Origin of the sequence: Brevibacterium sp., assembly GCF_031179145.1 — a bacterium.
In the GTDB taxonomy this organism is placed as follows: domain Bacteria; phylum Actinomycetota; class Actinomycetes; order Actinomycetales; family Brevibacteriaceae; genus Brevibacterium.
This window is the reverse complement of sequence record NZ_JAPSIB010000012.1, coordinates 31,976-52,987: the sequence shown is the minus strand read 5'-3', so window position 1 is coordinate 52,987 and position 21,012 is coordinate 31,976. Positions and strand designations below refer to the sequence as shown.

Genomic DNA, 21,012 nt, shown 5'->3' with positions numbered 1-21,012 from the left:
GGCCCGGTCCGCGCACGGGCCGACTCGGCACCCGGCTCGGCATCCGCCTCGGCGAGCTCACTCGATGACGAGGGTGACCATCTCGGCGATGCAGGCCGGACGCTCGACGCCCTCGATCTCGATGACGTGGCTGACGACGAGCTGCGTGCCCTTGGCGGTGCGGGTGACTTCTTTGAGGGTCGCAATGTCGCGCAGCCGGGAGTCGACCGGGACCGGCTGCGGGAAGCGGACCTTGTTGAGCCCGTAGTTGATCTTCATGCTCGGACCCTCGAGGGAGAAGATCTCCGTCGAGAACTTCGGCAGCAGGCTCAGGGTGAAGAAGCCATGGGCGATTGTCGTGCCGAACGGACCCGACGCCGCTCGGTCGGCATCGAGGTGGATCCACTGATGATCGCCAGTGGCCTCCGCGAAGGCGTCGATCGTCTGCTGATCGACGAGCATCCACTCGGAGCGGCCCAGTTCCTCACCGACCAGCTCTTCGAGTCCAGCGGTTCCATTCAGTGTGCGCATCTGCGAACCTCCATCAGTTCTCTCGAGCATTGCTCCTGCTACCGGCAATGCTACTGAACGTACGTCCAATCAGCAGTCACTTCTCCTCCACGATCGCGACTGCAGCGGCGGCGCGGCCGCTCGGTCAGCAGTGGCGGCGACACCATGGTGTTCCAGAGTTGTGGCGGGCCTGGAACACGAATCCGCGAAAGGGAGAAAACAGGCGCAGTTAGACTGCCGATATGCCTGGAACACGAACATCCGTCTCGAGCATCGGTGTGCTCGTCGTTGAAGATGAAGCTGTTGCGGCAAGGGCGCATGCCAAATATGTCGACCGCATCGACGGCTACCACACGGCGGGCGTGGCGAAGAACGCGACTCAGGCCATGGCGGCTCTGACCGGCAAGATCATCGGCCTCGACCCCGACGGCATCGACCTGGTCCTTCTCGATATGAATCTTCCCGACGGCCACGGGCTGCAGGTCTGCCGCGCCATCCGGGCCCACCGAGTCGACGTCGACATCATCGCCGTCACCGCTGCCAGGGACATGCAGATCGTGCAGGAGGCGCTGTCCTACGGCGTCGCCCAGTACATCATCAAGCCGTTCACGTTCCCGGTGTTCAAGTCGAAGCTCGACGCCTATTCCTCATTCCGCAACAGCCTCGGCACCGACAGCGGCGAGGGCGAAGTCACTCAGACCGAGGTCGACACGGCGATCGCGGCACTCCGCACGCATACGGTGGCGGCAACGGCGAAGGGAGTCCCCGATGCCGTCCAGACCGAGGTGAAGTCCGTCCTCGACACGAGCCCGGGGCAGTCCGCCGCCGAGGTGGCCGAGGGCCTCGGCGTCTCCCGAGTCACCGCCCGCCGCTACCTCGAGGCGATGGCCGACGCGGGCATGCTCGAGCGTCGACCTCGCTACGGTTCGGCCGGCCGACCCGTGCTCGAGTACACCGTCGTCGAGGACGAACTCTGATCCGAGAGGAAATGGACTTCCGCATCGGGTGACACGAAAATTGGACCATGTCGCAGAAATCGCAGATGTGGTCGGCTCTCGCCATTGTCGTCGTATTGCTCATCGCCGCCGGGGTCTTCGCCTATCTGAAGCTGCCGATACAGGCGCGCTCAGCTGCGGAGGCAGCAGTCGCCGACCTCCGTGCGGGCTCCCTCGATTCTGCGGTCTGGAATGAAGCGGAGACCGCACAGAAGCTCCACGACTCAGTGCTCAAGGGTCTCGATCCGCAGCTGCTGTCGACCCGGAGCGTTGAGCTCGACGGAATCGAGAACCGCGGCGGATCCACCGCCGCGCGAATCCGCTGGGTCTGGACGGACCGGAACAAGCAGTCCTGGGAGTACGAGTCCGAGCTGCCGCTGAGCCGGAATGGACTGCTCTGGTCGGCCTCCCTCACCGCAACCGCTCTCCACCCCGCGCTCAAGGCCGGAGGCGTCCTCGAATCCCGGACGAGCCCGGGAAAGCGCGGATCCATCCTCGGAGAGGGCGACGAAGCGCTGGTGTCCGAGGGAACCGTCATCGATGTCGGGGTCCGGCCCTCGCAGGTCGAGGAGAAGACGGTGACCACTCTGGCGAAGGACCTCGACATCGACGCCAAGGAGCTCCGAGCGCGCATCGACGGCGCCGAACCGGAGCAGTTCCTGCCGGTCATCACTCTGCGCGAAAGCGACTACGACGCAGTCAGGGACGCGATCCATTCCCTGCCCGGCACGATCTTCAAGACCCGGACTCAGCCGTTGAGCAGGAAGAAGGGCTTTGCCGCCGCGACCCTCGGCACGGCGGGGCCGGCGTCTGCCGATGACATCAAGGCTTCGGGAGGCGAACTGACCCCCGAGGCCGTCGTCGGGAGGAGCGGCATGCAGAAGACCTTCGATGAACAGCTCAGAGGCCCCGCGAACGAAGAGATCGTCGCCGTCAACGGCAAAGACGCCGAACCGGTGGTCGTGCACGAGTTCCCCAAACACAACGGGAAGGACCTCACGACCACCATCAGCGTCGACGTGCAGGAGGCGGCGGACCGGGCCGCTGCGACGGCGAAGAAGCCGGCGGCGCTCGTCGCAATCCGTCCCAGCGACGGGCACATCGTGGCCGTGGCGAACCACGACCCGGCAGGAGCCGCTTGGGACCGGGCGCTGACCGGACAGTACGCTCCCGGCTCGGTGTTCAAGATCGCCTCGGGCCTGGCAATGCTGGAGTCCGGGATCGAGCCGAACACCATGCTGGAATGCCCCAAGACGACGAGAGTGAACGGCAAATCGTTCAAGAACGCCGAGGATCACGTGCTCGGAGAGGTCGCGTTCGAGGAGAACTTCGCCGAGTCGTGCAATACCGCATTCGTCGAAGCCGGAGAGAAGGTCTCGAGCGCCGACGTCTCGAACGCGGCGATGAACCTCGGGATGGGGCAGTTCGATCTTCGGGTCGACGCGAAGATGGCCGATGTTCCCATCGACGACGACCCTGTTGTCCATGCCGCGGAGATGATCGGTCAGGGAAAGGTGGTCGCGAGCCCGCTGTCGGTCGCCGTGATGGCCGCCTCGGTGGCGAACGGGGACACAGTCAGCCCACTCCTCGTCCTCCCGGACGAGCGGACCGATCTCGACGAACAGGTCATCGACCCCGATCACATCAAGGACCTGCAGGTGATGATGCGCCGCGTCGTCACAGACGGAACCGCCGGCGAGCTGAAGTCGGTGCCAGGCGAGCCCGTCCACGGAAAGACGGGAACCGCGGAGTACGGCAGCGATTCACCGCCGCGCACGCACTCCTGGTTCGCCGGCTACCAGGGAGACATGGCAGTGGCGGTGCTCGTCGAGGACGGGGGCTTCGGCGCCGAGGCTGCCGTCCCCGTCGCGAAGGAATTCTTCGAAGAGCTCAACCGATGACAGCCGAGGCGGCCCCGCGTCCGCAGTCGCTCGCACGTGCCGTGGTCGCTGGGATGCTCGCCGCTCTCGTCCTCGCGTTCCCGATTCTGTGGATCGGTTTCGCCGCCATGATCGCCTGGTCGGGGTGCTTCATCGAGTGCGGTACTCCCGACCGTGGACAGGCGGTGCTGCTGCTGATTCTCATCGCCGTCCTTCTCGTCGACATCGGGCTGTGGGCGATGGCCGGACTGCGGAGGTTCCCGCCCGTGATCACTCTCATCGCGGCGGGACCTCCCGTCATCCTCGGCGTGGCCTGGTTGGTCGGAACACTGTCCGGGGCCTACTGACGCACCGCGTGTTCGGTGGGCGGTTGCCCCAGACGAGAATCGGTGGTCACAGACGGGAGGTTGACCCTTCAGTTCTGGGACGCTCTCCAGTCCGCGACCTCCGCCTGGGCCAGCTGAGCTGCCACACCGATGTAGCTGCCCGGGGTCAGGGCGGTCAGCCGTTCGGTCTCGGCCTCGGGCAGGCCCAGTCCGGCGACGAACTCCTTGAGGTCGGCCTGATTGATGCGCTTGCCGCGCGTGAGCTCCTTGAGCTTCTCGTAGGGGTTCTCCATGCCCGGCACTCCCTGCAGGCCCGCGGCTCGCATGACGGACTGGATCGCCTCACCGAGGACTTCCCAGTTCGCATCGAGATCAGCGGCCAGCACGTCCTCGTTGATGGCGAGCTGGCCGAGTCCCTTGACGAGGTTGTTCAGCGCGAGAACCGAATGACCGTAGGCGACGCCGATGTTGCGCTGCGAGGTCGAGTCGGTGAGGTCGCGCTGCATCCGTGAGGTCACGAGGGTCGAGGCCAGGGAGTCGAGCAGGGCGCACGAGAGCTCGAGGTTCGCCTCGGCGTTCTCGAATCGGATCGGGTTGACCTTGTGCGGCATCGTCGACGAGCCGGTGGCCCCGGCGACAGGGATCTGCTTGAAGTAGTTCATCGAGATGTAGGTCCACATGTCGGTCGCAAGGTTGTGGGCGATGCGGTTGAAGCGGGCGATGTCGGCGAAGAGCTCGGCATCCCAATCGTGCGACTCGATCTGGGTGGTCAGCGGGTTGAAGGTCAGCCCGAGGCTGTTCTCGACGAAAGTCTGGGCCAGCCTCGGCCAGTCGGCCCCGGGCACTGCGGACATGTGCGCGGAGTAGGTTCCGGTCGCGCCGTTGATCTTGCCGAGGTAGTCGGAGGCTGCGATGCGGTCGTACTGGCGGCGCAGACGGTGGACGAACACGGCCAGTTCCTTGCCCATGGTCGACGGGGTTGCCGGCTGTCCGTGGGTGTGGGAGAGCATCGGAACCCCGGCCAGCGCCTCGGCGGTGTCGGCCAGGGCGTCGATGAGGGCTTCGGCCCGCGGAAGCCACACCTGTTCGGTGGCGCCTTTGATGCCCAGCGCCCACGACAGGTTGTTGATGTCCTCGGAGGTGCAGCAGAAGTGGACGAGCTCGCTGAGATCATCCGCCCCGAGTGCGACTAGTGCTTCTTTGATTGTGTACTCGACGGCCTTGACATCGTGGACGGTGACGGCTTCATGCGCGGCAAGGGTCGCGATCGTGTCGGCGTCGAAGCCCTCGGCGAAGGCGCGCAGGCCGGCAACTTCCTCGGTGGTGAGGGTGCGCACGCCCGGGATGACGGAGTTCTGCGCGAGGTGGATGAACCACTCCACCTCGACGATGATCCGATTGCGGTTGAGCGCGGCCTCCGACAGGTGATCGATGAGGTCAGCGGTGTCTTTGCGGTAGCGGCCGTCGAGCGGTCCGAGTGCGAGAGCGGGCGAGACTTCGGCAAGAGAAACAGTCGGCATGGGTCCATTTTCTCATGGGCCTGCGCTCGGGTGGGACTGCGCCGTCTTCGCTGGGCAGAGGTCGAAGCCGAGGGTCGGGCAGAATCCGACCACGAGGAGATCGGGCCCGACTCGTGTTCGCTTGGCTGGGGATGGGGCCCGAACTGAGGCGGACCCCGGCTGTGGAGGCTCAGGTCGCATCCACAAGGCAGCTCTCCCGGGTTCCGCAGCTGGGACGCGCTGCCTACTCTGAGCGGACGGACTGGGGGGCTTCCGGAGGAACTGGGAGCTTCTGAAGGCACTCGGGGCGGGGGAGGACGGGCAGTGATCACCGACGAACTGGCGCACAACCGTGACGAATGGTTCCACCGGGCGAACGAGCTGAGATCACTGGCACAGGAATGCGGCCGGATCGACGTCTGGGATTCTCCGGCCGGGGGACTCCTGCGGGAACGGCTCGGGGGACTCGCCGATTCGATCGTCACGCTCGCCGACCGCGCGGATCGGCTCGCGGAGGCGTATGACCTGCACCTGCAGGTCGTGTCTGTGGGAGGACGGCTTCAGCTATGACCAGCACCGCGAAACCGGGTGACAGCTGCGGCGGTGCGAAGTGGATCGCCGTCGACTTCGCGCGGCTCGTTCGACTGCCTGCTCGCCTCAAGTGCCTCTGGCCGGCAGAGATGACGCCGAGAAGCACCTCTCAGGCCGCTGCACCGGCCCGCCGGAAGAGTGTCGGCGACGCCGACTCCACGGCACACGAACCGGCATCGACGCCGGTGCTGCCCATAGGCCTGACGACGGCGGTGCCGACTCCGCAGCGGAGTCGAGACCCCGACGTTCTCACGGCCTGGCTCACCGGCTTCGCCGCCGAACTCGACTTCGCCGATGCGCGGATGACCCTCGTCATCAGCTCCGGCACCGATGCCGTGCACCTCGAGGCGATGGTCCATGACCACACGGCGCTGGCGATTCTCGCTCTGCGCGGGGTCGATTTCGATGAGTTCTCCGGATTCCAGCTGCTGCGCCGCCTGAGTTTGGACGAACTCGCGCCCGCAGTCCAGGAGCTGAGCGCCCTCATCGACCGTGACTGCGTGCTCACGCTCACCTACCTCCACGCCTGCGGGCCGGGTGGAATGGAGTTCCTCCTGCGCCAAGACGGCCGCTGGCTGCGCCCTGAGCTCGAGAGAACCGGTGAGGGGATCAGCGCGAACCGACAGGTCGATGCGGGCGCTGAAGCGATCAGAACTCTCTTCGCCTCAGTGCTGACCCGACTGCGCTTCACCTCGGTGCAGTCGCCGACCGCACAGCCGCCCGCTCCGGCCGCAGCGGCACATCCTCCGGTCGGTGTGCGAGGCGCTCGGACATGATCGCCACCCGCACCCACGGCGGCACCGCGCTGCGAGTCGACGACCGCGCCGACCTGTGCGCCGTGCACCTGCGACGAATCGCCGACCGGGTCGATGACCTGCTCGCCGAGAGCACAGTCGCCGACTTCGACCTCGCCACGCTGCTGACGCAGGTTCCCGCACCGGTCACCGCACTCCACCTCGACGCCCGCCGAGTCCTGGTCCACCAGCAGTCGGCCGCCGTCATCATCGAAGCCGAGGCCACGATCCTCGCGATCCACACCGCAGCGGAGGCCTACCGGCAGGCCGAGCAGGGGATCAGCGAGACCTTCGGCGGCCTCCTCGACTTCTTCGGATACGTGACCGGGCGAGCCTTCGCGCTGAGCCTGCCCGTGCTCATCCCCGTCGGGGTCGCCGTGGCCGCCACCGCTTCCGCGACGGTCACGCTTCTCGACGTCACCGGGCTCGACACCGTCATCGCCCAGCATTTCGGCATCGACCTCAGCCAGACCGCGGCGGCGGTGAAGGAGGATCTCATCAGGCTGGCCTTCGAGAACTCCGACGCCACCGGAGCCGTCATCGAGCACGTTCTGCCCGGCTTCGTCCTCGGCTTCATGGGACTGCCGCCGACCCTCCTCGACATCGACGCCGACCACCTTCTGTGGCCACATGACTCCGGTTCGATGACCGCATGGGTGCTCGCCGGAGCCTCGATGTTCGGCCTCCTCCTGCCCTCCGACGTCGAAGTGTGGAGAGCCGCCGGGATCACTCCGGCTGCCACCCAGCCGCCGAGGGACATCGACGAGCTCTACGTGCGGGAGGCCGGGCGCCACCGCGGCGTCGATTCCGGGCAGGTGCGCATCGAAGAGATCGCCTCTCCCGACGGCAGCACCCGCTACATCGTCTACATCCCGGCGACCACCGATTGGTCCCCGGAGCCGGGGCCGAACACGACGGACCTGACCACGAACGTTCAGGGAATGGCGGGCAATGACACCGTGATGCGCGAGATGGTCCGGCAGGCGATCGCCGACGCCGGAATCGGATCCGAGGAGGTGATGCTCGTCGGCTACTCCCAAGGCGGGATCACTGCCGGCTCTCTCGCCGCCGACCCGGAGTTCCTGGCCGACGTCAACGTCACCGCGCTCGTGAGCGTCGGGGCGCCGATATCGGACTTCGCCATTGACGAGTCCGTCGAGGTCCTGTCGATCGAACACGAACAGGATCTCGTCCCCGACCTCGACGGCAACGAGAACCCCGCCACCGACAAGTGGTCGACGATCACCGTCGACTACGATCCGCAGGCATTGCGCAGCGCCCCGAATCTCGTCGACATGACCGATGCGGAATTCGACGCGAAGTTCGCCTCGGCCGGTGCGGCCCACTCCTCGGCCGCCTACACGGCGTCGATCGCGCTGATGGCCCGGGCCGGTCATCCCGACCTCCGCCGATTCACGGACAGGAACTCCGGGTTCTTCTCCGGCGACCTCAAAGACACCAAGGACTACCAGGGCAAACGCAAACGTCATTGACCGGCGCCGAGGTGGAGCGACGACGTCGTGCCCGGGCGGACCGACGGTGGCTCACCTCGGCGACGGTGGGAACTGCGGTCGTCGGAAGTGCATTGGTCGGATACCCACGCAACTCAGCGGCGATCGACAATTCGCCACCCAGGCCTTTGGCCGGGGACCACACGGGTGGAATTCGCCCCATAGGCTGGGGACGACCTGACCAGACGGCACCCGGCGCACACCGCTGATGTGGCGCCCAGCGAGCGGATTCGTTATCGTAGGAATACTTGTGAAGCTCATCACTCAAGGGCGAGGACTCCCACCAGAGTCACTGGCCCGACGAAACGAGTCCACCGCTGGTCACCTCCGGTGCTGTTGGACCTTGAACAAAGGAGAACTGAAATGACCTCCAACATTTCAGTAGGAGCGGGGACTGCCCACAGTCAGTCCTCGGAGCCTCGGATGATCCAAATGCTCACCGAAGACGGCAACCGTGTCGCCTCCGGCGAATACGACGCCTTCGCCGCAGAACTCACCGACGAGGACCTGCGCGGGTTCTACCGGGACATGGTCCTGGTGCGTCGAATCGACTCTGAGGGCTCGGCTCTCCAGCGTCAGGGACAGCTCGGTCTCTGGGCGCCCCTGTTCGGTCAGGAGGCAGCCCAGATCGGAATGGGCAGGGCCGCCCGCCCGCAGGACTTCGTTTTCCCGACCTACCGCGAGCACGGTCTCGCCTACACCCGCGGCGTCGAACCCGAAACCCTCCTCGGCATCTTCCGTGGTCAGAACCACGGCGGCTGGGACCCGCAGGAGCATCGCTTCCACACCTACACGATCGTCATCGGCTCGCAGACGCTCCACGCCACCGGATACGCGATGGGTGTCGCACTCGACGGTGACGTCGGAACCGACGACCTCGAACGCGACACGGTCGCGATCGCCTGCTTCGGCGACGGAGCAAGCTCGCAGGGTGACGTCTCCGAAGCCCTGACCTTCGCGGGAGCGTTCCACGCCCCCGTCCTGTTCTTCTGCCAGAACAACCAGTGGGCGATCTCCGAGCCTACCCACGTTCAGACTGCGGCACCGCTGTGCAAGCGCGGCGAGGGCTTCGGCGTCCCCGGAATCCGGGTCGACGGCAACGACATCATCGCCATGTACTCCGTGGCGCGCGCCAGCCTTGACTCCGTCCGCTCGGGCAACGGCCCGATGCTCATCGAGGCCTTCACCTACCGCCGCGGTGCCCACACCACCGCCGACGACCCGACGAAGTACCGCGATCGGGCCGAAGAGGAGATCTGGGAGGACCGCGATCCCATCACCCGCCTCAAGGCCTACCTGGACAAGCACACCGACACCGACGAAGAGTTCTTCGCCGAGGTGGACGCCGAGGCCGACACCCTTGCCGCCCGGATCCGCCACAACTGCATGACCATGGAGGATCCGAACCCTGAAGAGATGTTCGCCCACGTCCTCGCTGAACCCCACCCTCTCGTCGATGAGGAGCGGGAGGAGTTCCGCGCCTACCACGCCTCGTTCGCCGATGCGGGTGAGGCCTGATGGAGAAGCTTCCGCTGTCCAAAGCGATCACAGCGGGACTGCGCAAGGCCATGGAGGACGACCCGAAGGTCGTCCTCATTGGTGAGGACATCGGCAAGCTCGGTGGCGTCTTCCGCGTCACCGAGGGCCTGCAGAAGGACTTCGGTCCGCAGCGGGTCATCGATTCCCCTCTTGCGGAGTCCGGAATCGTCGGCACCTCGATCGGCATGGCCATCCGCGGCTACCGCCCCGTGATCGAGATCCAGTTCGACGCCTTCATCTTCCCGGCCTACGACCAGATCGTCACGCAGCTCTCCAAGCTGCACAACCGCACGCTGGGCAAGGAGCGGGTTCCGCTCGTCATCCGCGTGCCCTACGGCGGCGGCATCGGCTCCCCGGAACACCACTCGGAGAGTCCCGAAACGCTGTTCGCCCACCATGCGGGGCTGCGGCTGATCTCACCATCGAACTCCCACGACGCGTACTGGATGATCCAGGACGCGATCAGGAGCGAGGACCCGGTGATGTTCTTCGAACCCAAGCGCCGCTACTGGCAGCGCGGGGACGTCGACACGAAGGAACGGGGGCTCGACCTGCACTCGGCGCGAGTCGTCAACGAGGGCACGGACCTCACCCTGATCGCCTACGGCCCGCTGGTGCCGACCGCTCAGGACGTCGTCTCGGCAGCAGCCGACGAGGGCAAGAGCATCGAGCTCATCGACCTGCGCAGCTTCAACCCGATCGACTTCGCCACTATCGAGAAATCGGTGAAGAAGACCGGTCGGCTTGTCATCACTCATGAGGCCCCGACCTTCCTGGGCCTCGGGTCGGAGATCGCCGCGCGCATCTCGGAACGCTGTTTCTTCAACCTCGAAGCCCCGGTGCTGCGCGTCGGCGGGTACCACATCCCGTACCCCGCCTCGCGGATGGAAGAGCACTACCTGCCCGACCTCGATCGCATCCTCGATGGTGTCGACCGGGCACTGGCCTACTGACCTCAGGAGAGAATGAATGAGCAACGAATTCCCACTTCCTGACGTCGGTGAGGGCCTGACCGAGGCCGACATCGTGTCCTGGAAGGTCGCTGCCGGCGACACCGTGACCGTCAATCAGATCCTCGTCGAGATCGAGACCGCGAAATCGCTCGTCGAACTCCCCAGCCCGCAGGCCGGACTCGTTGACGCCCTTCTGGTCGAAGAGGGCCAGACCGTCGAGGTGGGCACCCCGATCATCCGCTTCGGCGGGGATGGCTCGAGCTCGGGTGCCGCGTCCGATGGTGCGGCACCCGGCGCAGCCGCCGGCAAGACTTCGGGCGGAGCTGCCACCAAGGCTTCCGGCGGAGCTGCTGAGGGCGGCGCTGCAGGCGCGGACGAGGACGGCGGTGCGACGCTCGTGGGATACGGAGCCCGAGCAGCATCGTCGAAGCGTCGCCCGCGCAGGGGCGCGACAGCTCCGGCCCCGGATGCTGCTTCCTCCGCACCGACCCAGGCATCAGCGGCAACCGCACCCGCGCCGACGACTGCCGCGCAGACGGTGAAGTCGACCGCCTCAGCCGCGGCCCCGCCGGAGCCGGCGACCACCTCGGCGGGTAAGCCCTTGGCGAAGCCTCCGGTGCGCAGACTCGCCAAGGACCTCGGCATCGACCTGGGCTCGATTGCACCCACCGGCACACGGGGCGAAGTCACCCGCGACGACGTGCAGGCGGCAGCGCAGCGCTCGGGTGCTGCCGAGGAAGCATCGACAGCTGTGTCCGCGGATGCGGGAGTCGCCTCGGCGGGTGGAGGATCGACGGCGGAGCTCGAGGAGCGGATCCCGTTCAAGGGCGTGACGAAGATGATGGCGAAGGCCATGGTCGACTCTGCGTTCACGATGCCCCACGTCACCGAATTCCTCGACGTCGATGTCACCGCGACGATGGACTTCGTGCGTCGGCTCAAATCGACGAAGTTCCTCGGCGAGGACGTCAAGGTCTCACCTCTGCTGCTCGTGGCGAAGGCTGTGACCTGGGCGGCGGCGCGCAATCCGCGGATCAACTCGTGCCTCGAAGGCGATGAGATCGTCGTCAGGAAGTACGTGAATCTGGGGATCGCCGCGGCGACCCCGCGCGGACTGATCGTGCCCAACATCAAGAACGCGCAGTCGATGGGGCTGACCGAGCTCGCGCAGAGCATTCAGGGCCTGACTGCCCTGGCGCGGTCGGGGAAGACCCCTCCTGCGGATCAGGCGGGCGGGACGATCACCATCACGAACGTCGGAGTGTTCGGCGTCGACGCCGGAACGCCGATCATCAATCCGGGGGAGGCCGCGATCCTCGCCTTCGGGCAGATCCGCAAGCGCCCGTGGGTCGTCGGCGACGAGATCGTCCCGCGCGACATCACGACGCTGTCGGTCAGCGCCGATCACCGGGTGGTCGACGGGGAGATCATCTCGAAGTTCCTCGCCGATGTCGGTCGAGGCCTCGAAGACCCGAGCCTGCTGCTCGCGTGACTCGGCTGCGGCCCCGCGAATGGACCGGTCGCCAACTCTGCGGTGAAGACGCAGAACGCCCCGTTGCAACGGGGCGTTCTGCATCTGTCGAGATGTATAGTTGACGACGATCGTGATTCTTCTGTCAGGAGGTGAGACCCATGTCCGCAATGTACACCGTGGGCGCTCCCTCTCCGTCCACGATCGGGCGACAGCAGTAGTCGCTCTCGGGAGCGCCGATCAGGCACTTTCGAAAGGCGACTCCCATGAACGCACATTCTCCTCAAGCCGATTCTGCGGCATCCTGCTCGCCGCTCCACGCTCACCACGACCCGGCCCTGGCGCAGGGCACATCGTGCCGTCCGGCGCTCGACGCGACATCCCGAATCGAGGCCGTGCATGGTCGCGCGCTCGTGCTCGGAGGCGGTGGGTCGACAGGCAACGCCTGGCTCATCGGCGTGCTCGCGGGCTGCTTCGACGCCGGATTGGATCTGACCGGGGCTGATCTGACCGTCGGCACCTCCGCCGGATCGACCGCAGCCGCGCAGATCTCCGGCGCCGCTGTGCCCGAGCTGTATTCCCTCACTGTGGCAGCGCCGCCCAAGCAGCTTCAGGCAGGAACGCCGACACGATCGTCAGTCCAGTCGGCCGACGCGACACCGGATTCGGGGCGGTCGACTGGGGAGTCACCGTCTGTCCGCAAGCCGCCGGAGAGGGCGCCGGTGGCTCGGACGGTGAACGAGCATCTGGACGCGCTGCTTTCGCTCGTCTCCGAATCCGCCGACGCGGGCGTCTTCCGACGTCGGATCGGCGCGGCTGCCATCGAACGCGCCGACGAGGACTGGCAATCCAGATGGAGAGACATCGTCTCGTCCCGCCTGCCAAACCATGCCTGGCCGGACGGGACGGTCGCTGTGACCGCCGTCAACGCTCGCACGGGGCAGGGAGCCGTCTTCGACCGCCACAGCGGCATCGATCTCATCGACGCCGTCGCAGCGAGTTGCTCGAGCGGTCCTGCGTATCGAATCGGCGATGACCACTTCATCGACGGAGGCTACCTGCGAGGCGAGAACGCCGGATTGGCGCGGGGATGTGGAACCGTCGTGGTTCTCGCCCCTTTTGGTGGCCGTTCACTGCACCCAAAAGATTGGCGCACCGACTTGGCCAGCCAGACGGAGGAGCTACAGGAGGGCGGCAGTCAGGTGCGCACCCTTTTCCCGGATCAAGACGACGAGCACCTCTTCGGGGCCAATGCGATGAACGCCGCCTATCGGCCCACGGCCGCTCGGGCCGGATTCGCCCAGGGCAGAAGAGTCGCCGAGGCGCTGAGTGAGCTGTGGACCTGAGCGGGCTGTTCGCCTGAGATTGCTGTTTGCCCGCCGTCTTCTGTGCCGACGTCGACGGGCGGAAGGTGACGCCGACGGGGGCTGTTCGCCACCACGACGGTGCAGACGCAATACGCCCCGTCGCAACGGGGCGTATTGCAGTTGCCGCGGCGTTCAGCGAAGCCAACGGGGTGCCCGACGGGCGCGGGGGCGATCTGCAACTGCCGGAGCGTCATACGTTCGGCGGCTGCGGGCGCATGGGCGAATTACGGTTGCCGGGCCGTCCCGTCGGCATCCCGAAAACCGCGGCCGCGGCCCCCGCCTCTACACCTTCTCTTCGGCCGAGACCTTGCCGGGCAGCACGAAGGAGAACGCGAGAGCCAGGCCGGTGAGCACGGTCGCGAGGATCAGGGCGTTGCGGTAGCCGTCGATTCCCGGAGAGTTCGCGATGACGACCGACATCATGCCGATGCCGACCGCGGCACCGAAGTTGAACGCGGCCGAGTTCATTCCCGGAAGAATGCCCGGGTGTGAGGCCGGCGCGTAGATGATGCCCAGACCGTTGAGCGCACACGAGGCAGCCGCCGAATACGTCGCGCCCATGAAGAACACGACGAGCGCCAGCGTCATCTGGTTCTCGACGCCGAGGACCATCAGCGCGGTGAGGATCAGGCTGCCGAACAGCCCGACACGCAGGACCAGACGGTAGCCCAGACGGGGTGCCAGGCTTCCGAAGAACGGTGCGCTGGCCCAGCCCAGGAGCGAGTACGGCATGAGGAAGAGCAGCGCCGAGGCGGTCGAGCTCAGCCCGAATCCCGACTGCGGATCCTGCGTCAGAGCCGGGATGACGAAGACGAGCACGGAGAAGCTCGACGCCAGAGTGCAGAATGTCGTCAGGAGCAGACCCCAGACCCCGCGGTCGGTGATCGCCTCGATCGGCAGGAGAGGATGGGCGACCCGTCCCTCTGCGATGCGGAATCCGATGAGTGCTGCGACCGCGACCGCGAAGGCCAGCCAGGTCTTCCACGAGGCCAGACCGCCGGGCGCGAAGGCCATGGTGAGGCCGAGGTTGATGCCGACGAGAGCGATCGTCAGGGCGCCGATTCCCCACCAGTCCATGCGGCCGCTCTTCAGCGCCCGCACTTCCGGCGTCCACCGGATCAGCATGAAGAAGGCGAGGACCTCGAGAACCAGGGTGAGGCCGAAGATGCCGCGGAAACCGATCCAGTCCGCGATCAGTCCTCCGAGCAGTGTGTCGACGCCGCCCACACCCGCGTTGATCGCAGTGATGATGCCGACGTAGCGACCGAACCGCTTCGTGTCGACGATTTCGCGCAGGACCAGGAACGAGAGCGCGAAGGTCGCCCCGCAGGCTCCCTGCATGGCGCGGCCGACCATGAGCATCGGCACGTTGACCGCGAGCATCGCGACCAGGCTGCCGAGGGTGAGGATCCCGGTGGAGATCACCAGGGCCTTCTTCCGCCCGATGATGTCGCTGAGCGGAGGCCAGAACAGGCCGGCCACAGCCGTGACGAAGGAGAAGACCGTTGCCGAGAGACCGATCGTGGCGATGTCGGTGTCGAGCTCTTCGGCCATGACGCCGATGGCCGGGGCCAGCATCGTCGCATTGAGCTGGAAGCTCGCCACGGCGATGACGAGGGCGGTCAGCACCAGTGGCGGGCGGATCTCATGCTTCGACTCGACGCTGGAGGTGCTCACAGCCGGCCCTGCGCCCCCGGAGGAACCTGCGCCGCTCACTGGAGGCCTGCGATCGCGCGCTGCGGGCTCACCTCGGTGGAGAGGATGGAGCAGATGAGGTCGAAGAACGCCTGGCCGTCGACGGCCTCGATGACGCGGGCATTCGGTTCGAGGTCGTGGACGCCCCAGGACATCGCCGAGTAACCGCGGGTCAGCTCCGAGCCGGTCTCGATCTGCACGTTGTAGTCGGCCGCGGCGATGACGAGTTCGGGATCCAGCAGCACGGCGACGGACAGCGAGTCCGGGTGGGTGGTGCCGGGGATGCCCACCGCTTCGTCGAATTCGAGGGTCGCGGCGCACACCTTCATGAAGAACCGCGCCAGCGGGGTGTCGATCGTCGCGATCTGCTCGAGCCGGTCCGCGCCGAACACGGCGTCGTTGAGCGTCAGCGGTGCCCACGGCACGACGGTGATGTCGAAGCCGGCGGCGAAGACCGTGGCGGCCGCCTCGGGGTCGACGTAGAAGTTGAATTCGGCGGCGGCCGTGATGTTCCCGCGCCCGTTGTTGGACCCGCCCATGATCACCAGGGACCGCACGTTCTTCGCGAAGTCGGCGTCCTTGACCGCGGCCATCGCGACATTGGTCAGGGGCCCGATCGCGACGATGTCGATCTCACCGGGATTGTCGTTGACGATGCGGATGAGGGCATCGACACCGTGCTCGGCCTCGGGGCCGCAGTCACCCAGATCGATGCTCATTCCCCCGACTCCGTCTCCGTGGACGTTCTCGGCCGACACCCACTCGCGCACCAGTGGTCGTTCGCAGCCGAGATGGACGGGAACTTCGCCGAGGTGACCGGTCGCGGCCAGCGTCAGGAAGGCATTGTGGACCTGGCGGTCGAAGCCGACGTTGCCGGCGACCATCGTGATGGCCTCAAGGCTGGCCCGGGAGTCGAGCAGAGCCACGAGCAGGGCGACGCAGTCGTCCTGGGCGGTGTCGGTGTCGAGGATGAGTCGACGTGTCATGGGTGTGTCCTTTCCATCCCTCTGCGGTGAGGGCGCGGGAGGCAGTCAGTAGCTGCTGGTGGTCTCGTTCGAGGTGTCGGTGACGATCTCGATGCCGGCGCTGGTGCCGACGCAGGCGGCTCCGGCCTCGAGGAGTTCGATCGTCTGCTCGTAGCCCTTGATCGAACCGGAGGCCTTGACGAGGACGCCTTCGGGGGCCCGCTCGACGAGGAAGCGGATGTTGGCCGGGCTGGCCGTTTCGATCTGCCCGCTGCTGGCGTTCTTGAGGTACTTCGCACCGGCCTCGATGCTCAGCTCCACGGCGGCTTCACGCTCCGCTTCGGTGAGCAGCGGCAGTTCGAGCATGACCTTGATCGGCACGCCCGCGGCGTCCACGACTCCGGCGATGTCGTCGCGGAAGGCGTCGAAGTCCCCGCTCTTGAGCCAGCCGATCTGGACGCCGATGTCGATCTGGCCGGCGCCGAGGCGGACGAGCTCGGCAGCCTCAGCGGCCTTGCCCGCGCTCGTCGTCACTCCGACGGTGGGGAAGTCGAGGGCTGAGGCCACGGGCACACCCGTGCCGGCGAGCACCTCGGCGACCGTCTTCACCCAGGAGCCGGGGACCATGGCCGCGCCGAAGCCGTACTCAGCGGCCTCCTCGGCGTGGGCGACGATCTCGTCTCGGGTGATGCCGGTTGCGATCTTGGTGTGCTGGATGAACGGTGCGAGTTCGCGGGCCTGCATGCTGCGGAAGTCGGGGCGGGTCATTGATGCTCTGCTTTCTGTCGGCTGTGTGGTGGATCAGGTGGGTGGGAGCGGCGGCCAGAGATCCTGGTCGAGCTCGGAGCGGTGCGGAAGAGCGGGGATGACTTCGTGCCGAGCGACCACGTGGGCGCCGACGGAGGCCGCGCGGGCGGCGGCAGCGTGCAGCGAGTCGCCCTCGAGGACGGCGACCGTGATCGCGGCCGTGAACGAGTCGCCCGCCCCGGTGGTGTCGACCACGTGTTCGGGGGTCACCGGATCGATCCGGTGGACGCCTGAGTCGTCGGCGACGAGGCTGCCCTGATCACCCATCGTGAGGACGACGCGGGACCCCGTGAGCTCCTGTAGGCGCTCGACCAGTTCGGGCGCCGAGGCGGCGTGGTCCCCGGTCAGCACCTGAGCCTCGGTGAGGTTGGGGGTGAGGATGTCGACGTCGCGGAGCATCTCGGCGGGGATCTCGCGCGCCGGTGCGGGATTGAGGACGGTGAGGATGCCGGCGCCGCGGGCGATCCGCAGCGCCTCGCGAGCGGCGTCGAGCGGAATCTCGAGACAGACGATCAGGGCGTCGGCAGCGGCGATGTCGGCTTCCCGCGCGGCAACGTCCGCAGCGCTCAGGGAATCGAGCGCTCCCGGGGCGATGATGATGCGGTTCTCGGCAGAGGATTCGAGGAGGATGATCCCCGTCATCGTGGCCGCGCCCGGGATCCGGACGACGCCCGAGGCGTCGATCCCTTCGTCCTCCCACAGCTCGATCGCCGAGGACGCCGCGGCGTCATCGCCGACGGCGGTGAGGAACGAGACCCGGGCGCCGAGGCGGCTCGCTGCGACGGCCTGATTCGAGCCCTTGCCGCCGTGACCGGTGCTCAGCTCGCCGCCCGAGATCGTCTCCCCAGGATCGGGAACACGCGCAGTGCGCATCGTGACACCCACTCCGTAGCTACCGACTACAGCGATGTTCACCGGGCCTCCTCATGTACATATATGTCCACTACAATAGGAGAACTTAGGGCCTGCCGAGATTCCTGTCAACAACGCGCTCCGGACGGTCCTTCGCCCAGCATTCACCGGCCTCAGGTGACTGCTGAGTAGACTGAGCGGCAGGCGAGGAGACCCGGCGGAATGAGTAGACAAACGGAGACAAGAATGGAGAATGACGTGACCGGCATCGAGGGCAAAGGGGTTTCCTCACGCTTGGACCGTTCGACACCGGTGCCCCTGCATGTGCAGATCGCCGAGGCGATCCGCGACCGCATCGGCGCGGGGGAGTGGCCGGTCCACTACCGGCTCAAGCCCGAGCCCGAACTGGCCGAAGACCTCGGAGTCAGCCGCGGTACGTTGCGCCGGGCGCTGCGGACCCTCATCGCCGAGGGCTTGCTGGTGCAGATCCGCGGGAAGGGAACCTTCGTCACCGCCGCCGAGTTGGAACCGGCGCTTGCGCAGGAACTCACGACCCTGTCCGAAGACTTCTCCGCCCGGGGAATCGTCACGGACGTGATCGTCGAGGACTGCCGTCTGACCATCGCTCCGCGACCTGTCGCGGCCCTGCTCGACATCGCGCCGCAGAGCGAAGTCCTGCACCTCGAGCGCATTCGGGCCACGGCCGACGGTCCCGTCGCCTACCTCGTCAACATCGTCAGGGCGGATCTGGCGCCGGGGATCGAAACGACGGACTTCACGTCGGCGAGCCTGTTCGGGACCCTGGAGACGGAGTTCGACCTGAGCGTCGCCACCGCACGGCGCACTTTCATCGCCGAGGCTGCCGACGAGGCGGTCGCCTCGGCGCTGCAGGTCGCAGTGGGCAGCCCGGTGCAGTACCTGCAGCAGGTCAGCTACCTCGGCGATGGCCGGGCAGTCGAGTACTCGGACGTCTGGATCAACAGCTCACGGCTGCGAGTGACCTCGGTGCTCTCACGGAAGGCTCCCCGCCCAGCTCCTCAGCCGTCGAGGTAAGCGCTGTTGTTCTCGTGGCTGCCATCCTTGACCAGGCGCTTGGCCAGGCAGTGATCGCGGTCGAGGCCCCAGGACCGGCACTGGTCGAGTGCTTGATCGGGGGTGCGATAGGGCGTGTCGATGACGGTGACGAGATACCCGCCGTCCTTGTACGAGCCCCAGTCGCCGCTGCGGATGAGGATCGCGCCGGGATACTTGACGCGGTTGGCTTCGTACTCGTTGAGGATGTCCTGCGCCGACCACGATTTCCCGTCGGCCTGCATCCCCGACTTCTTCGCGCTCAGCTGGGTCACCCAGCTGCCCTCGAGGTCCGTCGCCTTCTTCGCGCCGTCATCGGCATACCCGGCCAACTGCTCCGCGGGGCTCGCGCTCGGCTGGATCAGCACCTCGGACGGGGAAGGGGAGGCCGTTTGGCCTTCGCTGCCGTTGACGTCGACCGGGATGGTGCCCGTCGATGGAGCCAGCCACCTCACACCGAAGAAGGCCAGCAGGGCCAGGACGATGACGATGGAGACGATGACCGTGACGACCTTGAGGCCCGTCCGCTTCTTCGACGGCGGGGCCGAGTGCGCGAGCTCGGGGGGAACACTGCCCGGGGCGCCGGCGGGCCCGGTGTCCGACTGCGGAGTGTAGGGAGCTGCCAGCGCGGTGCGAGTGCGGGAGACGGGGAAGTCGCCGGTGTGCCGCTGCATGTACTCGTAATAGGTCGAGTCGTCGAACTCCGCCCCGCTCGGCGCGGAATCCCGGCCCTGCGGCACGTCGTGGCCTGATCGTTCTGTTCGGTCCCGATGCCAGTCATCGCTGGTCGCGGGACGAATTCGCGGCCTCGGTGGAACGTCGCTCATCGGTCCTCCAGAGTGCCAGGGGTGGTGGCAATCATCTCCTTACCTTGGCACGAGATCGAAGTGCGGGCAACATGGAGAAGAAGTCCGCGGAACCCGCAGATGAAGCGCCGGGATCGGCAACGCCGGGTGCCCGGGGATCTGCAGCGCCGGGTGCCCCGAATGTGAGTCGCTGGGGCCCCGGATCCGCGGCGCCGGGTGTCGCGGCTCTGCAGCGCTGGGTGTCCCGGGAGGGTGAGATGGGGTGAATTTGCTCTGGAGCCTGGATTCTCCGTAGACTTGTCTCTTGTTGTGTCGTGTCGGAGAGTCCTCGACTGTCCGCTGCGAGATGACATGGTGCTCACCCACCGCTGCACTCCAGCTTCGGCCATCTCTCACAGGCTACGGCTTCAGCGCTGGTGAGACATCTCGCCCGAACGGGCAAACCTGTTTTGGCGTACACAATTTTCATTGCGAACGCCACACGTCGGACACCGTTCCGGCTCGTCGGATGGGAATCCGATGTGGCAGCTTCGTGAAAATTTGTTGATGTCTTCCGACATCGGCGCAAGGCGACGCGGTCAGATCTTGGCGGGCGCGCGGCCGTATGGCTGTGCGAACCGGGAGGAATCTGGTGGCACGTGCTTGTTTCGAGAGTCGGTAACTTGTGAACTGGAGGAGAGACATGGCAGCAACCTGCCAAGTGACCGGGGCAGTCCCCGGTTTCGGACACAACGTGTCCCACTCGAAGCGTCGCACCAAGCGTCGTTTCAACCCGAACATTCAGAAAAAGCGCTACTACGTGCCGTCCTTGCGACGCAACGTCACCCTTAACCTGTCCGCCAAGGGCATCAAGGTCATCGACGTGCGCGGAATCGATGCCGTGGTCACCGAACTCATCGCCAAGGGAGTGAAGCTCTGATGGCTAAGACTCAGGACGTTCGTCCCATCATCAAGCTGAAGTCGACCGCCGGCACCGGGTACACCTACGTGACTCGCAAGAACCGCCGGAACAACCCGGATCGCATCGTGCTCAAGAAGTACGACCCGGTTGTTCGCAAGCACGTCGATTTCCGAGAGGAGCGCTGATCCCGCATGGCTAAGAAGTCAAAGATCGCACGCGACAAGCAGCGTCGCGTCATCGTCGAGCGCTATGCAGAGCGTCGCCTCGCTCTCAAGAAGCAGCTCGTGTCGCCCAACAGCACCGACGAGCAGCGGGAAGAGGCACGCCTCGGCCTGCAGAAGCTTCCGCGCGACGCTTCGCCGGTTCGCGTCCGCAACCGTGACCAGGTGGACGGTCGCCCCCGCGGTTACCTGCGCAAGTTCGGCCTCTCCCGTGTGCGTTTCCGCGAAATGGCGCACAACGGCGAGTTGCCGGGCATCACCAAGTCCAGCTGGTAATCT

General features: G+C 66.4%; 21 protein-coding genes. 14 read left to right on the top strand and 7 right to left on the bottom strand.

What is annotated here, in order from left to right:
* Positions 1–57 precede the first annotated feature (57 nt).
* Positions 58–510: a MaoC family dehydratase gene (locus RIT73_RS10275; RefSeq protein ID WP_309131978.1), complete on the bottom strand. Its 453-nt coding sequence runs from the start codon at positions 508–510 to the stop codon at positions 58–60.
* Between the two features lie 221 nt (positions 511–731).
* Between RIT73_RS10275 and RIT73_RS10270 the strand changes: the two genes are divergently transcribed.
* Genes RIT73_RS10270 through RIT73_RS10260 form a run of 3 tightly spaced genes read left to right on the top strand, consistent with a single transcriptional unit; the run spans position 732 to position 3,711 of the window.
* Complete coding sequence (locus RIT73_RS10270) at positions 732–1,466, top strand: response regulator (RefSeq protein ID WP_309131977.1); 735 nt, start codon at positions 732–734, stop codon at positions 1,464–1,466.
* Positions 1,467–1,513: 47 nt separating this feature from the next.
* On the top strand, positions 1,514–3,385 hold the full coding sequence (locus RIT73_RS10265; RefSeq protein ID WP_309131976.1) for a penicillin-binding transpeptidase domain-containing protein: 1,872 nt from the start codon (positions 1,514–1,516) through the stop codon (positions 3,383–3,385).
* Entirely contained in the window at positions 3,382–3,711 is a 330-nt protein-coding gene (locus RIT73_RS10260; protein WP_309131975.1) for a hypothetical protein, read from the top strand. The genes RIT73_RS10265 and RIT73_RS10260 overlap by 4 nt, the downstream gene beginning before the upstream one ends.
* A 68-nt stretch (positions 3,712–3,779) precedes the next feature.
* On the opposite strand, the gene purB is transcribed toward RIT73_RS10260, so the two are convergent.
* Positions 3,780–5,210, bottom strand: a complete 1,431-nt coding sequence (gene purB / locus RIT73_RS10255; RefSeq protein ID WP_309131974.1) for an adenylosuccinate lyase — start codon at positions 5,208–5,210, stop codon at positions 3,780–3,782.
* A 303-nt stretch (positions 5,211–5,513) separates the two neighbouring features.
* On the opposite strand from purB, the gene RIT73_RS10250 reads away from it, so the two are divergent.
* From RIT73_RS10250 to RIT73_RS10220, 7 genes are all read left to right on the top strand, one after another.
* Positions 5,514–5,759, top strand: a complete 246-nt coding sequence (locus RIT73_RS10250) for a hypothetical protein (RefSeq protein ID WP_309131973.1) — start codon at positions 5,514–5,516, stop codon at positions 5,757–5,759.
* A complete protein-coding gene (locus RIT73_RS10245) occupies positions 5,756–6,556 on the top strand; it encodes a hypothetical protein (RefSeq protein WP_309131972.1) in 801 nt (266 codons plus the stop codon). Before RIT73_RS10250 ends, RIT73_RS10245 begins: the two co-directional genes overlap by 4 nt.
* Entirely contained in the window at positions 6,553–8,067 is a 1,515-nt protein-coding gene (locus RIT73_RS10240) for a hypothetical protein (protein WP_309131971.1), read from the top strand. The genes RIT73_RS10245 and RIT73_RS10240 overlap by 4 nt, the downstream gene beginning before the upstream one ends.
* A 381-nt stretch (positions 8,068–8,448) precedes the next feature.
* On the top strand, positions 8,449–9,603 hold the full coding sequence (gene pdhA / locus RIT73_RS10235) for a pyruvate dehydrogenase (acetyl-transferring) E1 component subunit alpha (protein ID WP_309131970.1): 1,155 nt from the start codon (positions 8,449–8,451) through the stop codon (positions 9,601–9,603).
* The gene (locus RIT73_RS10230; RefSeq protein ID WP_309131969.1) at positions 9,603–10,577 is read left to right on the top strand and encodes an alpha-ketoacid dehydrogenase subunit beta; all 975 of its coding nucleotides are present in this window, start codon (positions 9,603–9,605) and stop codon (positions 10,575–10,577) included. Before pdhA ends, RIT73_RS10230 begins: the two co-directional genes overlap by 1 nt.
* Before the next feature lie 16 nt (positions 10,578–10,593).
* Positions 10,594–12,069 (top strand): dihydrolipoamide acetyltransferase family protein, encoded by a 1,476-nt coding sequence (locus tag RIT73_RS10225; RefSeq protein WP_309131968.1) that lies wholly within the window; start codon positions 10,594–10,596, stop codon positions 12,067–12,069.
* Between the two features lie 245 nt (positions 12,070–12,314).
* Positions 12,315–13,394, top strand: coding sequence for a patatin-like phospholipase family protein (locus RIT73_RS10220; RefSeq protein ID WP_309131967.1), 1,080 nt, complete (start codon positions 12,315–12,317; stop codon positions 13,392–13,394).
* Positions 13,395–13,697: 303 nt separating this feature from the next.
* Here the strand turns inward: RIT73_RS10220 and RIT73_RS10215 are convergent, their stop codons facing one another.
* Genes RIT73_RS10215 through RIT73_RS10200 form a run of 4 tightly spaced genes read right to left on the bottom strand, consistent with a single transcriptional unit; the run spans position 13,698 to position 17,797 of the window.
* Positions 13,698–15,092, bottom strand: a complete 1,395-nt coding sequence (locus RIT73_RS10215; RefSeq protein ID WP_309131966.1) for an MFS transporter — start codon at positions 15,090–15,092, stop codon at positions 13,698–13,700.
* 35 nt (positions 15,093–15,127) lie between these two features.
* On the bottom strand, positions 15,128–16,096 hold the full coding sequence (locus RIT73_RS10210) for a nucleoside hydrolase (RefSeq protein WP_309131965.1): 969 nt from the start codon (positions 16,094–16,096) through the stop codon (positions 15,128–15,130).
* A gap of 45 nt (positions 16,097–16,141) precedes the next feature.
* Positions 16,142–16,843: a deoxyribose-phosphate aldolase gene (deoC, locus tag RIT73_RS10205; RefSeq protein ID WP_309131964.1), complete on the bottom strand. Its 702-nt coding sequence runs from the start codon at positions 16,841–16,843 to the stop codon at positions 16,142–16,144.
* Positions 16,844–16,876: 33 nt separating this feature from the next.
* On the bottom strand, positions 16,877–17,797 hold the full coding sequence (locus RIT73_RS10200) for a ribokinase (protein WP_309131963.1): 921 nt from the start codon (positions 17,795–17,797) through the stop codon (positions 16,877–16,879).
* 183 nt (positions 17,798–17,980) lie between these two features.
* On the opposite strand from RIT73_RS10200, the gene RIT73_RS10195 reads away from it, so the two are divergent.
* Complete coding sequence (locus tag RIT73_RS10195; protein WP_309131962.1) at positions 17,981–18,787, top strand: GntR family transcriptional regulator; 807 nt, start codon at positions 17,981–17,983, stop codon at positions 18,785–18,787.
* Here RIT73_RS10195 and RIT73_RS10190 read toward each other — a convergent pair.
* Positions 18,772–19,632, bottom strand: a complete 861-nt coding sequence (locus tag RIT73_RS10190) for a protein kinase (RefSeq protein WP_309131961.1) — start codon at positions 19,630–19,632, stop codon at positions 18,772–18,774. The genes RIT73_RS10195 and RIT73_RS10190 overlap by 16 nt on opposite strands.
* 661 nt (positions 19,633–20,293) lie before the next feature.
* Between RIT73_RS10190 and rpmB the strand changes: the two genes are divergently transcribed.
* The 3 genes from rpmB to rpsN are packed head-to-tail and all read left to right on the top strand — an operon-like array spanning position 20,294 to position 21,009.
* A complete protein-coding gene (rpmB, locus tag RIT73_RS10185; protein WP_309131960.1) occupies positions 20,294–20,530 on the top strand; it encodes a 50S ribosomal protein L28 in 237 nt (78 codons plus the stop codon).
* The gene (rpmG, locus tag RIT73_RS10180; RefSeq protein WP_375294995.1) at positions 20,530–20,697 is read left to right on the top strand and encodes a 50S ribosomal protein L33; all 168 of its coding nucleotides are present in this window, start codon (positions 20,530–20,532) and stop codon (positions 20,695–20,697) included. The genes rpmB and rpmG overlap by 1 nt, the downstream gene beginning before the upstream one ends.
* Positions 20,698–20,703: 6 nt before the next feature.
* A complete protein-coding gene (gene rpsN / locus RIT73_RS10175; protein ID WP_309131959.1) occupies positions 20,704–21,009 on the top strand; it encodes a 30S ribosomal protein S14 in 306 nt (101 codons plus the stop codon).
* Positions 21,010–21,012: the final 3 nt, after the last annotated feature.

Excerpts from the sequence above, each read along its gene's own strand:
- rpsN (WP_309131959.1), top strand. The coding sequence starts at position 20,704 with ATGGCTAAGAAGTCAAAGATCGCACGCGACAAGCAGCGTCGCGTCATC.
- RIT73_RS10275 (WP_309131978.1), bottom strand. The coding sequence starts at position 510 with ATGCGCACACTGAATGGAACCGCTGGACTCGAAGAGCTGGTCGGTGAG.
- RIT73_RS10225 (WP_309131968.1), top strand. The coding sequence starts at position 10,594 with ATGAGCAACGAATTCCCACTTCCTGACGTCGGTGAGGGCCTGACCGAG.
- RIT73_RS10270 (WP_309131977.1), top strand. The coding sequence starts at position 732 with ATGCCTGGAACACGAACATCCGTCTCGAGCATCGGTGTGCTCGTCGTT.
- RIT73_RS10190 (WP_309131961.1), bottom strand. The coding sequence starts at position 19,632 with ATGAGCGACGTTCCACCGAGGCCGCGAATTCGTCCCGCGACCAGCGAT.
- RIT73_RS10240 (WP_309131971.1), top strand. The coding sequence starts at position 6,553 with ATGATCGCCACCCGCACCCACGGCGGCACCGCGCTGCGAGTCGACGAC.
- RIT73_RS10230 (WP_309131969.1), top strand. The coding sequence starts at position 9,603 with ATGGAGAAGCTTCCGCTGTCCAAAGCGATCACAGCGGGACTGCGCAAG.
- rpmG (WP_375294995.1), top strand. The coding sequence starts at position 20,530 with ATGGCTAAGACTCAGGACGTTCGTCCCATCATCAAGCTGAAGTCGACC.
- deoC (WP_309131964.1), bottom strand. The coding sequence starts at position 16,843 with ATGACCCGCCCCGACTTCCGCAGCATGCAGGCCCGCGAACTCGCACCG.
- RIT73_RS10210 (WP_309131965.1), bottom strand. The coding sequence starts at position 16,096 with ATGACACGTCGACTCATCCTCGACACCGACACCGCCCAGGACGACTGC.
- RIT73_RS10195 (WP_309131962.1), top strand. The coding sequence starts at position 17,981 with ATGGAGAATGACGTGACCGGCATCGAGGGCAAAGGGGTTTCCTCACGC.
- RIT73_RS10220 (WP_309131967.1), top strand. The coding sequence starts at position 12,315 with ATGAACGCACATTCTCCTCAAGCCGATTCTGCGGCATCCTGCTCGCCG.
- pdhA (WP_309131970.1), top strand. The coding sequence starts at position 8,449 with ATGACCTCCAACATTTCAGTAGGAGCGGGGACTGCCCACAGTCAGTCC.
- purB (WP_309131974.1), bottom strand. The coding sequence starts at position 5,210 with ATGCCGACTGTTTCTCTTGCCGAAGTCTCGCCCGCTCTCGCACTCGGA.
- RIT73_RS10260 (WP_309131975.1), top strand. The coding sequence starts at position 3,382 with ATGACAGCCGAGGCGGCCCCGCGTCCGCAGTCGCTCGCACGTGCCGTG.
- RIT73_RS10245 (WP_309131972.1), top strand. The coding sequence starts at position 5,756 with ATGACCAGCACCGCGAAACCGGGTGACAGCTGCGGCGGTGCGAAGTGG.
- rpmB (WP_309131960.1), top strand. The coding sequence starts at position 20,294 with ATGGCAGCAACCTGCCAAGTGACCGGGGCAGTCCCCGGTTTCGGACAC.
- RIT73_RS10265 (WP_309131976.1), top strand. The coding sequence starts at position 1,514 with ATGTCGCAGAAATCGCAGATGTGGTCGGCTCTCGCCATTGTCGTCGTA.